The sequence below is a fragment of the Dactylosporangium sp. NPDC000521 genome, assembly GCF_042898305.1.
Taxonomy (GTDB): Bacteria; Actinomycetota; Actinomycetes; order Mycobacteriales; family Micromonosporaceae; genus Dactylosporangium.
Map to the genome: position 1 here is coordinate 533,242 of NZ_JBIAYW010000003.1, position 14,790 is coordinate 548,031.

Consider the following 14,790-nt stretch of genomic DNA (forward strand, 5'->3'; position numbering starts at 1 on the left):
GGGGTGTCTTCAGTACGCGGTGACGTCGGGCCAGGCCAGCTCGACGCCGTCGGCGGTGAGGCGGGACTGGAAATCGGCGAGCCGGGACGGGTCCTCCCGGACGGCGCGGGGGGTGGTGCCCTGGTTCAGGCAGAACGCCGCGAGCGCGCCGGCGGCCTCGCCGATGTTCCATTCGACGGGGTGCAGGCGGTAGCAGCCGTTGGTGATGTGGGTCGTGCCCAGGTTCTTCGCCGCCGGCAGGAGGTTCTCCACCCGGCGGGGCAGCAGCGCGCCGAGCGGGATCTGGAACGGGCTGGACGGCACGTCGATGTACGTGTCGCCGCCTGTGGACGGGTGCAGGTCGATGCGGTACATGCCGATCCCGACCGAATCGGCGTAGACGACGCTGCCCTTGTCGCCGCGCACCGCGTGGGACAGGTCCTGCTCCACGATGGTGTAGTCGGCGAGGATGCGCCGCGACTCGCGCACGTACGGCGCCTGGGCCAGCCCGTCGCTGCCGCCCGTGACGTCGCCGCGCAGCCGCAGGCCGGGGAAGCCGGTGCCGCCGTCGGGCCGCGGGGCCTCCGTCTGCAGCCAGTACAGCACCGACTTCGACAGCTCCCGGGCGCGTGCCAGGTGCTCCTCGGGGTCCGGGGCGTCGATGACCGGCGCCTCGAAGTAGTCGATCATCGGCCAGTTGACGAGCGTGATGTCGCTGCCGTACGCGCCCGGCGTGAACAGCTTGCGGGCCGCGATGCGCCGGAACGTCCACAGGTTCGCGTCGCCCGGGTCGAGCCGCTGGTCGGCGACGACCCGCAGCGGGTCGTCGTCGGGGTTGGGCGTGAAGCTGCGCTCGACGATCTCCAGGGTCCGCGGGTGCGGGGAGCGCCACGACAGCAGCGGCCCGCCCCAGAACGGCGGCGCGTAGGCGCGCCAGAACCCGTACGCGTCGGGCCGGTCGATGGTGTGGTCGCCGTCGACGTGGTCGATCGCGAAGCACACCGAGACCGCCTGCATGTTCGCCGGCTGTGCCGTCGCCGGTGCGCTCGGCTCGCCCGTGTCGTCCTGCGACTCGAAGCCCGTCACGTACTCGGTGCCGGTCAGCGGCAGCAGCTCGCCGGTCTCGGTCGCGTCCAGCACGAACCGCGCGGTGACGACCGTCTGCTCGGCGGTGTCGCGGTGCCTGCCGGTGACCGACGTGACCCGGTCGCCGTCGGTCTCGGCGGCCGTCGCCTTCCACGGCTGCAGCACGCGGAGTCTGCCGCCGCCACGGTACGGCTGGAGCATCGCCTCGAGCACCGCCTTCGCCACCACGGGCTCGTGACACAGCCGGCTCACGCCGCCGGCGCCGGGGTTCAGGTGCACCCACCGCCGGGCCGCGTCGGTCAGCGGGTAGTAGCGGCGGTAGTAGTCGCGGATCCCGTCCCTGAGCGCCCGGTAGCTGGCGGTCACGCCGAACTGCTCGACCCAGGAGTGCTCGTCCGGCGGCACGGCCTGGCTGGTGAGCTGGCCGCCGATCCAGTCGAACTCCTCGGTGAGCACGACCGTCCGGCCGGCCCGCAGCGCGGCGAGCGCCGCCGCCACCCCGCCGAGCCCGCCGCCCACGACGAGCACGTCCGCCGTGATCTCCTTCACGTGTCTCTCCTCGATCTTGCTGTTTTCAGGGTTTCACCCGCGACGAGCTCGCAGGCCAGCAACGTCTGCCGGGGCTTGCCGCCGTCCGCCCCGTTGACCAGTCCGGTCAGGTGGTCCACGGCCTGCCGGCCCATCTCGCCGCGCGGCGTCCGGAACCTGGTCACGTCCAGCGGCGGGGGAGTGGCGCCGGCCCTGGTCGGCTCGCCCAGCACCACCACCGACACGTCGCCGGGCACGTCCCGCCCGTGGTCGCGGAGGTTGGTGATGAGCTCGGCCGCGTCGGCGGGCTCCTCCAGGAAGATCGCGGTGACGTCCGCGGTGGCCTCCAGGGGCGTCCACCGGGGCTGGTGGGTGGCGTGCACCCCGGCGGCCAGGCACGCGTCGGCGAATCCGCGCAGCCGGTCGAGGTGCGACTCGGCGGGCCCACCGGTGCCGACGTACGCGAACCTCCGGTGCCCCAGCGCGACGGCCTTCGCGACCAGCGCGGCGGTCGCCGCCCCGTAGTCGGCTCCCACGTACGGCACATCCGGCGAGTCCCGCCGCCCGACACTCACGAACGGGTGGTGCTCCCCGACGAGCCGCGCCAGCTCCGCCTTCCCGATCGACCGCCCGAGCACGATGCACCCGTCGGCGAGCCGCATCCGGTGCGGCCCCGACGTGAACAGCAGCAGGTCACACCCCACCTCCTCGGCCCGTTGCTCGATACCCACCAGGAACGGGTGGTAGAAGTCCGCGGTCGTGCTGGGGAACACCGGCTCGTACGTGAACACCCCGAGGATCCGGTTGCTGCGGTCCGCCAGCCGTCGCCCGACGACATCGGCCACATAGCCGGTGGCGCGGATCGCGTCGAGCACCCGCTGCCGCGTCTCGGGCGCGATCCGGACCCCGCTGTCCGCCCGGTCGTTCAGGACCACGGACACCGTCGCCTGACTGACGCCTGTCATCCGCGCGATGTCCCGCTGCGTGACCCGACGCCCCACGACGATTCCCTTCGCTAATGCGTATCAGCAACCTGTGGCCTCGAATCCTGCGCCCGCTCCCGCTGGGTCGTCAAGCAGCGTCGAAGGTTTCGTTACCCGTTCGCGTCAGTGACTAATACGCATTATCAACCGGGGCGGTGGGGCCGCGGCACGGCTGTGCGGACCCCGGCCGCATGGCGGTCCGGCCACTCGCAAGGTCGACACCCGTCGCTGGGCGCGCCGGACGGCCGCGCTCAGCGGATGCGGTCCGGCGCGCCTGCCGCCGGTGCCGCGACCGATCACCTCGGTGCCGCGCCACCGCTCATGTGCCGCTCATGTGCCGGTGCGGCGGGATGCCGGCTCGCTCCGTCGGGAGCGGCCGGGCGTGCCGGTCCGCGGGCGCTGGGCCGGTGCTCCGGCAGGACGTCAGCGGATGCTGGGGACGAGGTGCTCCAGGCCGATGGGCAGGTCGCGGACGCGGATGCCGGTGGCGTGGTGGACGGCGTTGGCCACGGCGGCGGCGGTGCCGACGATGCCGAGCTCACCGACGCCCTTCACGCCCATGGGGTTGAGGTGGGGGTCCTCCTCGTCGAGGCAGACGACCTCGATGCGCGGGACGTCGGCGTTGACGGCCACGTGGTAGGCGGCCAGGTCGGCGGTGACGAAGTCGCCGGTGCGGGCGTCCAGAACGGAGCGCTCCAGCAGGGCGCCGGACAGGCCCATGGTCATGCCGCCGATGAGCTGCGAGCGGGCGGTGGTGGGGTTGACGATGTGGCCGGCGGCGAAGACGCCCAGGAGGCGGTCGACGCGGACCTCGCCGGTGATCGTGGAGACGCGGACCTGGCAGAACTGGGCGCCGTACGCGTGGCGGTCGAACGAAGGCCGGTCGCGGACGTCGAGGGTGGTGTCGGCGCTGACGGCGACGCCGCCGGCGGGGATGGTGCCGGCGTGGTCGCGGTCGATGCGCTCGCGCAGCAGGCGGCACGCCTTGGTGACGGCCCAGCCCCAGGAGGCGGTGCCCATCGAGCCGCCCGCGACGGGGGCGGGGCCGATCGCCGAGTCGCCGACGGTGATCGCGACGGACTCGAGGGGCACGTCGAGGGCGTCGGCGGCGATCTGGCGCAGGACGGTGCGGGCGCCGGTGCCGATGTCGGCGGCGTTGACCTCCACGTCGAAGCGCTGGTCGGCGGTGGCCCGGGCGAGGGCCGTCGAGGGCATCGTGATCGCCGGGTAGGTGGAGGCGGCGACGCCGGTGCCGACCAGCCACTCGCCGTCGCGGCGGACGGCGGGGCGCGGGTCGCGGGAGGCCCAGCCGAAGCGTTCCGCCCCCGTCTCCAGGCACTGGACGAGATGCCGGCTGGAGAACGGGATCCGCTCCTCGGGGTGCACCGGCGGCTCGTTGTCGATCCGGAGCCGCACCGGGTCCCAGTTCCCGGCGGACGCCAGCTCGTCGATCGCGGACTCCAGCGCGAACGACCCCGGGCACTCGCCGGGTGCTCGCATCCAACCCGGCGTCGGTACGTCCAGCGCCACCACCCGGTGCGTCGTGAGCCGGTGCGGCGCGGCGTACATGTGCCGGGACACCACCGCGCTCTGCTCGACGAACTCGGCGAGCTGCGACGTCTGGCTGACCGCGTCGTGACCGATGGCGAGAAGTTCGCCCTGCGCCGACGCGCCGAGGCGGACCCGCTGGATCGTCGGCGTGCGGTAGCCGGCGAGCGCGAAGAGCTGCTGCCGGGTCAGGGACAGCTTCACCGGCCGGCCCACGAACCGGGCCGCCATCGCCGCGAGGACCGTGTTGGCCCTGGGCGCCGCCTTGCTGCCGAAGCCGCCGCCGACGTGCTCGTTGATGACGCGTACCGACGACGGCGGCAGCTCGAACAGGCCGGCGAGCGTGTCGTGGACCGCCGTGGAGGACTGGGTGCCGTCGAACACGAAGAGGCAGCCGCGCTCCCAGAACGCGGTCGTCGCGTGCGGCTCCATCGCGCAGTGGTGCTCCGCCGGCGTCCGGTACGTCGCGTCGATCCGCACCGCCGCGGCGGCGAGCCCCGCGTCGACGTCGCCGACCGCGGACCGGGCCGGGTAGCCGGCGTTGACCTGCACCGGCTGGTACAGCGCGGGATGGTCGATCCGCAGCACTGTGTCGGCGATGGTCCCGCCCTCGACGACCCGCACGAGGTCGGCGCCGGCCCGCGCGGCCTCCGGCGACGTCGCGACGACGACGGCGACGACCTGCCCCCGGTACGAGACGCGCGGCGACTGCAGGACCAGCAGCTCCGGATCGCCGACGGGCTCCAGGCGGGGCGCGTTGCCGTGCCACAGGACCGCCAGGACGCCGTCCTCCGCGAGCGCCCGCGACGTGTCGACGCCGGAGACGACCCCGCGGGCCACCGTCGACTGCACCACCGACGCGTAGGCGGCGCCGGGCACCGGATGGTCGGCGGCGTACGGCGCGCGGCCGGTGACCTTGTCCCACGCCTCGACGCGCGGGCTCGCCACGCCGATCGCGGGCTGCGCCGTCCTTCTCGTCACGGTGGTCACCAGCTGGCCTCCGTCATCCCCCGCAGGACCCCGACCGTCAGGTTGCGGATCAGGGGCACCTTGTACGCGTTGTCCCGCAACGGCCGTGCCGCGGAGAGCTCCTCGTCCGCGGCCCGTTCGAAGCTGTCGACGGTCGCGGTCGCGCCGCGCAGCATCCGCTCCGCCGAGTACGCCCGCCACGGCCGGTGCGCGACCGCCCCGTACGCCAGCCGGACGTCCCGCACGATCCCGTCGCGGACGTCGAGGGCGGCGGCGACCGACCCGGCGGCGAACGCGAACGACGAGCGGTCGCGGACCTTCCGGTACGTCGACAGCCGGGCGATCGGGGTGGCCGGCAGCACCACGGCGGTGATCAGCGCCCCCGGCGGGAGGTTCGTGTCGCGGTCGGGCCGGTCGCCGGGCAGCCGGTAGAGCTCGTGCACGCTCATCTGCGCCGGCCCGTCCGGCGTCAGCAGCTCGACCCGGGCGTCGACGAGGGCGAGGGCGACCGCGAGGTCCGACGGGTTCGTCGCGACGCACTGCGGGGAGGCGCCGAGGATCGCCAGGTCGCGGTGCTCGCCGTCGCGGGCGTCGCAGCCGGACCCGGGCAGCCGCTTGTTGCACGCCTTGGTGACGTCGGTGAAGTACCGGCAGCGGGTGCGCTGCAGCAGGTTCCCGCCGAGGGTGGCCCGGTTGCGCAGCTGCGCCGACGCGCCGGACAGCAGCGCCAGGGCGACCGCCGGGAACCTGGTCCGCACCACCGGGTCGGCGGCGAGGTCGCTGTTGGCGGTGAGCGCGCCGACCCGGATCCCGCCGTCGGGCAGCGCCTCGATCTCCCGCAGCGGCAGGCCGGTCACGTCGACGAGCAGGTCGGGCGCGGTGACGCCGAGCTTCATCAGGTCGACAAGGTTGGTGCCGCCGGCGAGGAACGCCGCACCCGGGTGCGACATCGTGGCGACGGCGGACCCGGCCTCATCGGCCCGCTGGTAGGCGAACGGCTTCATCGCGCGGCCACTCCGATCGACGCCTGGATCGCGGCGACGATGTTGGTGTAGGCGCCGCAGCGGCAGAGGTTGCCCGACATCCGTTCCCGGATCTCGTGCTCGTCCAGCGTCACGCCCTCCTGCGCCGAGACCTCCTCGAGCATGCCGACGGCGGAGCAGATCTGGCCGGGCGTGCAGAAGCCGCACTGCATCGCGTCGTGCGCCACGAACGCCTCCTGCATCGGGTGCAGCGACGGGCGCTCGTCCGGCGGCGCCGCCGTGTGGGTCGCGGTGCGGCTGCTGAGCCCTTCGACCGTCGTCACCTCGGCGTCCTGGCAGGTGACGGCGAAGACCAGGCAGCTGTTCACCCGCCGGCCGTCGAGCAGGACCGTGCACGCGCCGCACTGACCGTGGTCGCAGCCCTTCTTCGTGCCCGGCAGCTGCAGCTGCTCGCGGAGCACGTCGAGCAGGGTCGCCCGGTTGTCGACCAGCAGCTGCTGCGGGTGACCGTTGACGTGGAGCATGACGTCGCCGGTGAACTGTCTCTGCACGGAGGACGTCCTGCCCAGCCGTGCCCGACCCATGCGCACCCGCCCGCGCGGGGTCCGCGAAGTCACCCGAACTGTGGGACCGTGAGGGTGTGAACGGCGCAGTCACCCGGGACGGTTGCCCCGTCGACCTGTACCGGCTGCTTCCGGCGACCGGCGAGCCCGCGCTCGTCCATGCGGCCGTCCCGCCGGGCGCGGAGATCCTGGAGCTGGGGTGCGGCGCCGGGCGGCTCACCCACCCGCTGACCCGCCTCGGCCATCCGGTGACCGCCGTCGACAACTCCGCCGACATGCTCGCCCACGTGCGCGGTGCCACCACCGTCCTCGCCGACATCGAGACGCTCGACCTCGACCGGCGGTTCCCGGTGGTCCTGCTGGCGAGCCACCTCTGCAACACCCCCGACGACCGGCTGCGTGGCCGGCTCCTCGCCGCCTGCCGCCGGCACCTCGACGCGGACGGCCGGGTCGTGATCCAGTGGCTGCCGCCGGCGTGGTTCGACCGCGTGTTCGCCGACATGCGCCCCGTCAGCGGCCGCATCGGCGGCATCGAGGTGACCGACACCCCGCTCTCCCACGACGGCACCGTGCTGCAGGCGATGTGCACCTACCGCGACACCGGGTCGCCGGACGCCCCCGTCTGGACGCACCGCTTCGCCACTCGCCGGCTGAGCCGCGCCGGGCTGCACGCCGCCCTGACCGGCGCGGGCCTGCGCTTCGAGCGTCACCTCGACCCCGGGCGGCGCTGGTTCACCGCCGTGCTGTGAGGCCCTTGACCTCAACGTGGCTTCACGTTCGAAGCTGGTGCGCATGAAGGCGATCGAGGTCGCCCGCTTCGGCGGGCCGGAAGTCCTGCGACTGCGTGAGGTGCCCGACCCGGTCCCGGGCGACGGCGAGGTGATCGTCGACGTCGAGGCCGCCGACACCCTGTGGCTGGAGACCCAGGTCCGGGCCGGCCGCAGCGCCTACTTCCCGGTGACGCCGCCGTACCGGCCGGGCGTCGGCGTCGCCGGCACCGTCGGCGGCAGGCGGGTCGTCGCCCGGCTCGGGCCCGCCGGCGGCGGCTACGCGACCCGGGTCGCCGTCGCCTCCACCGAGCTCGTCGACGTGCCCGACGGGGTCGACCCGCGGGACGCCGCCGCCGTCCTGCACGACGGCGTCACCACCCTGGCGTTGCTGGATGTCGTGAAGGTCGTCGCCGGCGACCGGGTGCTCGTCACCGCCGCCGCGGGCGGGATGGGCGCGCTGCTCGTCCAGGCCGTGAGGGCCGCCGGCGCGACGGTGGTGGCGGCGGCCCGCGGTGCCACGAAACTCGGAGCGCTGCGGGCGCTCGGCGCGGACGTCGTCGTCGACTACGGCGTCGCCGACTGGACGGACGCGGTGTGGGAGGCGACCGGCGGGCTCGACGTGGTCCTCGACGGCGCGGGCGGCGACTACGGCCGCGCCGCGTTCGACCTCGTCGTGGAGGGCGGCCGGTTCTCCGCGCACGGCACCCCCGCCGGCGCGTTCGCCAGCGCCGACCCCTCGGTCGCGCGGTCCCGCGGCGTCACCGCGACGGGGATCGACGAGGTCCAGCTTCCCCCGGACCGGTTCCGCGCCTACCTGGCGCGCGCCCTGGACGGCGTCGCCGCCGGGCGGCTCGCGCCCCTGATCGGCCAGGCGTTCCCGCTGGCCCGCGCCGCCGACGCGCACGCCGCGATCGAGTCGAGGGCGGCCGTCGGCAAGACGGTCCTAACAGTCACATGAGACGGCCCAGCGCGGGGCGGTCAGCTCGTCGGCGGGGCGCCGGTCGGGGCCGTCCGGCGACACGAACGTGAAGCCCTCCCGGACCCAGTACTCGTAGCCGCCGAGCATCTCCTGGACGTCGTAGCCGAGCTTCGCGAACTCCAGGGCCGCGCGGGTCGCGCCGTTGCAGCCGGGGCCCCAGCAGTAGGTGACGACCCGCGCGTCCCGCGGGATGAGCCCGGCGGCGCGTCCGGCGATCTCCGCCGTCGGCAGGTGGACGGCGCCCGGCAGGTGCCCCTGCGCCCAGGCCTGCGCGCCGCGCGAGTCGACGACGACGTAGCCGGGGGTGCGGGCCTCCAGCGCGGCGTGGACGTCGCTGACGTCGGTCTCGAAGCGCAGGCGTCCGGCGAAGTGCTCGATGGCGGCGGTGTTGGTCATGCGCCCATGGTGTCGCCGGTACCGGCGGCAGAACAGTGGCGTGAATGCCACCCATCGCTAAGATACCGCCATGCTCGACGTCTCCGTCCTGGTGTATCCCGGCATGTCGGCCTTCGAGACCGGGATCGTCACGGAGGTGTTCGGGCTGCCCCGCCCGGAGTTCGACCGGCCCTGGTATCGCCTGGTCGTGTGCGCGCCGAGCGACACGCCGGTGCCGATGATCGGCGGCGCGACGCTCACCACCCCGTTCGGCCTGACGGACCTCGCCGCCGCGGACACCGTCATCGTGCCCGGCGTCGCCGACGTGCACCGGGACCCGCCGGTCGCGGTCCTCGACGCGCTGCGCACCGCGCACGACCGCGGCGCCCGCATCCTGTCGATCTGCTCCGGCGCGTTCGCGCTCGCCGCCGCCGGGCTGCTCGACGGCAGGCGCGCCACCACCCACTGGCGCTACGCGGACCTGCTGCGGCGGCGTTTCCCCGCCGTCGACGTGGACCCCGGCGTCCTCTACCTCGCCGACGGCGACGTGTGGACGAGCGCCGGCAGCGCCGCCGGCCTCGACCTGTGCCTGCATGTCGTCCGCGCCGACCACGGCGCCGCGATCGCCAACGCCGTCGCCCGCCGGCTCGTCGTGCAGCCGCACCGCGACGGCGGCCAGGCGCAGTACATCGAGGCGCCGATGCCCGCCGACGTCGGTGACGACCGGATCGCCCGCAGCGTCGACTGGGCCCTCGCGCACCTCGCGGAGCCGCTCACCGTCGACGTGCTCGCCCGGCAGGCGCACATGTCGCCGCGCACCTACCTGCGGCACTTCACCCGCACCACCGGCACGAGCCCGATCCGCTGGCTGATCCGGCAGCGGGTCCAGGCGAGCCTGGCGCTGCTCGAGTCGACGGACACCCCGATCGAGCAGATCGCGGCGGCGGTCGGGTTCGACACGCCGGTCACGTACCGGCACCACTTCGCCGCGACGATGCGCACCTCGCCGTCGGCGTACCGGCAGGCCTTCCGGATCCGGGTCGCCCCGGTAGTGTGACGCGCTGTGCGCCTCTGGTTGACGCTCGTCGGCATCGGGTTCCGGCGATGGTCGACCTACCGGCTGGCGGCGTTCGCGGGCGCGTTCACCAACAGCGTCTTCGGGCTGATCCGCGCCGGGGTGGTCACCGCGACGGTCGCCGCGGCCGGCGGTACCCTCGGCGGCTACGACGCGCTGACGGGCGTCACCTACGTGTGGCTCGGGCAGGCCCTCATCGGCCCGGTCTACTTCTTCGCGTGGAGCGAGCTGGCGCAGCGCATCCGCTCCGGCGACGTCGCCGTCGACCTGGCCCGCCCCGTCGACCCGATGCTCGCCCACCTCGCCGCCGACCTGGGCCGGGCGGCGTTCGTGTTCCTGCCCCGCGGCCTGCCGCCCCTCGCGGTCGGCGCGCTGGTGACGGGGCTCGCCCTGCCCGGCGCCCCGCTCGTCTACGCCCTCGGCGTGCTGAGCGTCGCCCTCGCGGTCGTGGTGTCCTTCGCGTGCCGCTGGCTGGTCAACCTGACCGCGTTCTGGCTGCTGGACCTGCGCGGGCCGATGACGCTGTACCTGCTGGTCACCAACATCCTGTGCGGCCTCGCCGTGCCGGTGTCCTGGTTCCCGGGGTGGCTCGCCGCCGTCGCCGCCGCCAGCCCGTTCCCGTCGATGCTGCAGACCCCGATCGACGTCCTCATGGGGCACGCCGCCGGCTGGGACGCGGCGCGGCTGCTGGCCGTGCAGGCCGCGTGGGCCGCCGCGCTCCTCGCCGCCGGCCGGGTCGTCTTCGGCTTCGGCACGCGCAAGCTGGTGATCCAGGGTGGATAACCCGTACGTGGTGCTCGTCCGGATGCGGATGCGGGCGCAGACGGTGTACCGGGGATCGTTCGCGGTCGAGGTCTTCGCCAGCCTCGGCGCGACGGTCAGCGGCTTCGGCGAGCTCTACGTCATCTTCGCCAACGTGCCCGCGCTCGGCGGCCTCGACTTCGCCGCCGCGGTGCTCGTCTTCGCGATCGGGCACGTCTCGTTCAGCCTCGCCGACCTGGTCGTCGGGCACCTCGACGCGCTGCCGACCTACCTGCGGGCCGGGACGCTCGACGCGTTCCTGCTGCGGCCGCTGCCGGTCCTCGCCCAGCTGATCACCGGCGACATCTCGTTGCGCCGCTTCGGGCGGACCGCGGCCGGCACCGCCATCGCCGTCGTGGCGCTCGCCTCGTCCGACGTGGCGTGGACCCCGGCGAAGGCGGCGCTGCTCGCCGTGACCGTGTGCGCCGGCGCCGCCCTGTTCGCCGCGCTCTTCGTCGGCGCCGCCGCCGTGCAGTTCTGGCTCGTCGAGGGCGCCGAGTTCACCGCGTCGTTCGTCTACGGCGGCAACTACGCCGCGCAGTTCCCGACGAGCGTGTTCGCCACGCCCGCCCGGGTGCTGTTCACGTTCGTCGTGCCGGCGGCGTTCGTCGCGTACCTGCCGGTGCTGACGCTGCTCGAGCTGCCGGCCGGGGGTGTCCTCGGCTGGTGCTCGCCCCTCGCCGCGGCGGCAGTCTGGATCGTGGCGCTCCTCGGCTGGCGGGCGGGCCTGCGGCACTACACGGGAGCCGGATCATGAACATCATCGAGGCCGTCGCGTTGCGCCGGGTCTTCGGGGCCAAGACGGCCGTCGACGGGTTGACCTTCAGCGTGCCGCGCGGCGCCGCGGTCGGCTACATCGGCGCCAACGGCGCCGGCAAGTCGACCACCATCAAGATGCTGACCGGCATCCTCAGACCGACCTCCGGGTCCGCCCGCACGTGCGGCCTGGAGCCACTGCGCGACCGCCGCCGGCTGGCCCGCCGCATCGGCGTCGTCTTCGGGCAGCGCAGCCAGCTGTGGTGGGACCTGCCGCTGCGCGACTCGTTCCGGGCCCTCGGCGCGATCCACCGCCTCGCTCCCGACGCGGTGCGCGCCCGCACCGGCGAACTCGTCGACCGCCTGGACCTCGGCGACTTCGTCGACACCCCCGTCCGGCAGCTGTCGCTCGGCCAGCGCATCCGCGGCGAGGTCGCCGCGGCGCTGCTGCACGGCCCGGAGCTGCTCATCCTCGACGAGCCGACGATCGGCCTCGACGTGCTCAGCAAGGAGCGCCTGCGGGTGTTCCTCACCGAGCAGCGCGCCCTGCACGGCACCAGCCTGCTGCTGGCCACCCACGACATGGGTGACGTGCGCCGGCTCACCGAGCGCGTCCTCGTCGTCGACCACGGCCGGCTCGCCTTCGACGGCACCCTCACCGGGCTCGCCGCACAGGTCGGCGCCGAACGCATCGTCGTGCTCGACCTCACCGAGCCGGCCCCCGATCTCGTCGACGTCCCCGGCACCCGCCTGGTCGGCGTCGAGGCCGGCGGGCTGCGCCAGCGCCTGTCCTTCGCCCCCGGCGAGACGACGGTCGCCGCTATCCTGTCCGTCGTGGCGTCCCGTGCCCAGGTGCATGACCTGACCATCGAAGAACCCGACATCGAAGCCGTGGTGCGGAGGTTGTACGCGTCGTGACCACCTCTTCCGACGACGTCCTGCGCTCGGTGTCCCTGGCCCGCCAGGCCCTCGCCGGCGTCCCCGACGACGGCTGGGACCGCCCTGCCGGCACTCTCACCTGGACCTGCTGGGAGGTCGTCGAGCACGCCGCCGACGACCTGTTCGCCTACGCCGCCCAGATCGGCGTCCCCGATCCGCCGGTGACCGCCTACCTGCCGATCGCCTACCGCTCGCAGTACGACGGCGGCCCCGTCAGCACCGTCTTCGTCGAGCGCTCCGGCGGCACCCTCGGCCTGCTCCGCACGCTGTCCGCCTGCGCCACGATGCTCGCCGGCGCCGTGGCCCTCGCCCCGCCGTCGCGGCGCGCGTACCACCCGTACGGCGTCAGCGACGCCTCGGGCTTCGCCGCCATGGGCGTCGTCGAGGTCCTCGTCCACACCTTCGACGTCGCCGCCGGCCTCTCCCTGCCGTGGACCCCGCCCGCCGACCTCTGCACCCGCGCCCTGGACCGCCTCTTCCCGGACCTGCCCGACCACCCGGACCCGTGGGAGCTCCTGCTGTGGGCCACGGGCCGCGCCGCCCTCCCCACCCACCCGGCCCGCTCCGAGTGGCGCTGGGACGGCCGCCCCCTGCACGAACGCGCCTGACCGACCGCCCGCCGTCCGGTACCGGCGCAAGATCCACACCAGTACATTTGTCACCGCCGGTCGGGTACCGGCGGACCTGCCGCCGCGGGCGGGCCGGTCGTAGCGTCAGGGTATGAGCGGGTCGGAGCGTGGCGGAGGGGCCGCGAATCGGCACTCCAGGTGTGGCTCAGGCCGGCACCGTAGCGCAGCGGAGGCGGCGGCATGAGCACGGTCGAGCTGGATCGGGTGTCGTATGCGTACAGCGGCGGCGGCCTCGCGGTGCGGGACGTGTCGCTGCGGATCGAGGCCGGTGAGGTCGTCGCGATGCTGGGGCCCAACGGCGCCGGCAAGTCCACGACACTGCTCTTGCTGCTCGGCATGCTGCCGCCGCGGACCGGCACGGCCAGGCTGTTCGGCGGGCCGGTCGCCCGCGCGGTCGCCGGGGGCAGGGTCGGTGCGATGCCGCAGGCCGGTGGCGTCCCGCCCCGGTCGAGCGTGCGTGACCTCCTGGAGTTCCTGCACGCGGTGTACCCGCGGCCGATGCCCGTCGCCGAGGCGATCGCCCTCGCCGACCTGGACGGGCTCGCGGGGCGGACCGTGGAGCGGCTCTCCGGCGGGCAGCAGCAGCGGCTGCGCTTCGCGATGGCGGTCATCGGCCGGCCCGACCTGCTGATCCTCGACGAGCCGACGGCGGCGCTCGACGTGCAGTCGCGGCGGGCGTTCTGGGCCTCGATCCGCGGCTACGCCGCCCAGGGGCGCACCGTCCTGTTCTCCACCCACTACCTGGAGGAGGCCGACGACAACGCCGACCGGATCGTGGTGCTGGACCGTGGCCGCGTGATCGCCGACGGCACCGCCACGAGCGTGAAGCGGATGGTCGCGGTCCGCACCGTGAGCGTGGCTGAGCCGCAGGACGGGCAGGAGAGCGGGTTCGAGCGGCTGCCGGGTGTCGTCGCCGTCGCGCGGCGCGACGGGCGGGTCGTGCTCACCACCACCGACTCGGACGCGACCGTGCTGGCGCTCGCCGCCGCGGGCCTGCTGCGGGACCTGGAGGTCGTCGGCGCCGGCCTGGAGGACGCGTTCCTGACCCTCACCGGAAACCTCAGCGGAGCGTGATCGCGATGTTCGCCTATGTACGACTGGAGCTGCGGCGGCTCGGCCGGATGCCGGGACTGCTGATCTTCGCGGTGCTGATGCCCCTGCTGAGCTACCTGCTGTTCACCAACCTGCACGGGCTGACCGGGCAGGACAAGGACGTCGCCGCGACGTACACGATGGTGAGCATGGCCGGCTACGGGGCGATCGGCGCCCTGCTCAACTACGCCTCGGGCGTCGTGGTCGACCGGTCGATCGGCTGGATGCGCCAGCTGCGGCTCACCCCCCTGTCGCCGGTGCGCGTCGTCGTCGGCAAGGGGCTCACGGCGATGGCGACGGCGATCGTCCCGGTCGTCGCGCTGTGTGCCGCCGCCGCGGCCGTCAACGGCGTCCGGCTCGGCGTCGGCCAGTGGCTGGCGATCGTGCCGCTGCTGTGGTTCGGGTCGCTGCCGTTCGCCCTGCTGGGGCTGGGCATGGGGTATCTCGCGACGGCGCAGACCGTGCAGCCGCTGAATCTTCTGGTGTACTTGGGGATGTCGATCGTCGGCGGGCTGTGGCTGCCGCTGGACGCGCTGCCGGGCTGGGTGGCGGCGGTCGGGCGGTGGTTGCCGACCCACGCGTATGCCGACATGTCCTGGCAGGTCGCCTTCGGCGGCGCGCCGACCGGCACCGACGTGCTGACCCTGGCCGCGTGGCTGGTCGCGTTCACGGCCCTGGCCGTCGCCGGTTTCCGCCGGTCGGTCCGCAGCACCGCGGGCCTGTAGGTCCCGGCGT

The 14,790-nt window shown here is 74.2% G+C and carries 15 protein-coding genes; 9 read left to right on the forward strand and 6 right to left on the reverse strand.

What is annotated here, in order from left to right; all coding sequences use genetic code 11:
* Nucleotides 1-9 precede the first annotated feature (9 nt).
* The 5 genes from ACFY3L_RS12645 to ACFY3L_RS12665 all read right to left on the reverse strand — a co-directional run bounded on the left by ACFY3L_RS12645 (nucleotide 10) and on the right by ACFY3L_RS12665 (nucleotide 6,600).
* Nucleotides 10-1,614 (reverse strand): FAD-dependent oxidoreductase, encoded by a 1,605-nt coding sequence (locus ACFY3L_RS12645; protein WP_389322076.1) that lies wholly within the window; start codon nucleotides 1,612-1,614, stop codon nucleotides 10-12.
* Nucleotides 1,611-2,594: a LacI family DNA-binding transcriptional regulator gene (locus ACFY3L_RS12650; RefSeq protein WP_389322078.1), complete on the reverse strand. Its 984-nt coding sequence runs from the start codon at nucleotides 2,592-2,594 to the stop codon at nucleotides 1,611-1,613. The genes ACFY3L_RS12645 and ACFY3L_RS12650 overlap by 4 nt, the downstream gene beginning before the upstream one ends.
* Nucleotides 2,595-2,999: 405 nt before the next feature.
* Complete coding sequence (locus ACFY3L_RS12655; RefSeq protein ID WP_389322080.1) at nucleotides 3,000-5,105, reverse strand: xanthine dehydrogenase family protein molybdopterin-binding subunit; 2,106 nt, start codon at nucleotides 5,103-5,105, stop codon at nucleotides 3,000-3,002.
* Between the two features lie 5 nt (nucleotides 5,106-5,110).
* A complete protein-coding gene (locus tag ACFY3L_RS12660; RefSeq protein WP_389322082.1) occupies nucleotides 5,111-6,097 on the reverse strand; it encodes an FAD binding domain-containing protein in 987 nt (328 codons plus the stop codon).
* Complete coding sequence (locus tag ACFY3L_RS12665; RefSeq protein WP_389322618.1) at nucleotides 6,094-6,600, reverse strand: (2Fe-2S)-binding protein; 507 nt, start codon at nucleotides 6,598-6,600, stop codon at nucleotides 6,094-6,096. Before ACFY3L_RS12665 ends, ACFY3L_RS12660 begins: the two co-directional genes overlap by 4 nt.
* 116 nt (nucleotides 6,601-6,716) lie before the next feature.
* Between ACFY3L_RS12665 and ACFY3L_RS12670 the strand changes: the two genes are divergently transcribed.
* Complete coding sequence (locus ACFY3L_RS12670) at nucleotides 6,717-7,388, forward strand: class I SAM-dependent methyltransferase (RefSeq protein ID WP_389322084.1); 672 nt, start codon at nucleotides 6,717-6,719, stop codon at nucleotides 7,386-7,388.
* 43 nt (nucleotides 7,389-7,431) lie between these two features.
* A complete protein-coding gene (locus ACFY3L_RS12675) occupies nucleotides 7,432-8,367 on the forward strand; it encodes a zinc-binding dehydrogenase (RefSeq protein WP_389322086.1) in 936 nt (311 codons plus the stop codon).
* On the opposite strand, the gene ACFY3L_RS12680 is transcribed toward ACFY3L_RS12675, so the two are convergent.
* Nucleotides 8,353-8,784 carry a rhodanese-like domain-containing protein gene (locus ACFY3L_RS12680; RefSeq protein WP_389322088.1) on the reverse strand — a complete coding sequence of 144 codons (432 nt, stop codon included), beginning with the start codon at nucleotides 8,782-8,784 and terminating at the stop codon, nucleotides 8,353-8,355. The genes ACFY3L_RS12675 and ACFY3L_RS12680 overlap by 15 nt on opposite strands.
* A gap of 70 nt (nucleotides 8,785-8,854) precedes the next feature.
* Between ACFY3L_RS12680 and ACFY3L_RS12685 the strand changes: the two genes are divergently transcribed.
* From ACFY3L_RS12685 to ACFY3L_RS12715, 7 genes are all read left to right on the forward strand, one after another.
* Nucleotides 8,855-9,820 carry a helix-turn-helix domain-containing protein gene (locus ACFY3L_RS12685; protein ID WP_389322090.1) on the forward strand — a complete coding sequence of 322 codons (966 nt, stop codon included), beginning with the start codon at nucleotides 8,855-8,857 and terminating at the stop codon, nucleotides 9,818-9,820.
* 6 nt (nucleotides 9,821-9,826) lie between these two features.
* On the forward strand, nucleotides 9,827-10,621 hold the full coding sequence (locus ACFY3L_RS12690; protein ID WP_389322092.1) for an ABC transporter permease: 795 nt from the start codon (nucleotides 9,827-9,829) through the stop codon (nucleotides 10,619-10,621).
* Complete coding sequence (locus ACFY3L_RS12695) at nucleotides 10,614-11,396, forward strand: ABC transporter permease (protein WP_389322093.1); 783 nt, start codon at nucleotides 10,614-10,616, stop codon at nucleotides 11,394-11,396. Before ACFY3L_RS12690 ends, ACFY3L_RS12695 begins: the two co-directional genes overlap by 8 nt.
* Entirely contained in the window at nucleotides 11,393-12,313 is a 921-nt protein-coding gene (locus tag ACFY3L_RS12700) for an ATP-binding cassette domain-containing protein (RefSeq protein WP_389322095.1), read from the forward strand. Before ACFY3L_RS12695 ends, ACFY3L_RS12700 begins: the two co-directional genes overlap by 4 nt.
* Nucleotides 12,310-12,942, forward strand: coding sequence for a maleylpyruvate isomerase N-terminal domain-containing protein (locus ACFY3L_RS12705; protein WP_389322097.1), 633 nt, complete (start codon nucleotides 12,310-12,312; stop codon nucleotides 12,940-12,942). Before ACFY3L_RS12700 ends, ACFY3L_RS12705 begins: the two co-directional genes overlap by 4 nt.
* Nucleotides 12,943-13,143: 201 nt before the next feature.
* Entirely contained in the window at nucleotides 13,144-14,037 is an 894-nt protein-coding gene (locus ACFY3L_RS12710; RefSeq protein WP_389322099.1) for an ABC transporter ATP-binding protein, read from the forward strand.
* Nucleotides 14,038-14,042: 5 nt separating this feature from the next.
* Nucleotides 14,043-14,780 carry an ABC transporter permease gene (locus tag ACFY3L_RS12715; protein ID WP_389322101.1) on the forward strand — a complete coding sequence of 246 codons (738 nt, stop codon included), beginning with the start codon at nucleotides 14,043-14,045 and terminating at the stop codon, nucleotides 14,778-14,780.
* The last annotated feature ends 10 nt before the right edge of the window (nucleotides 14,781-14,790 follow it).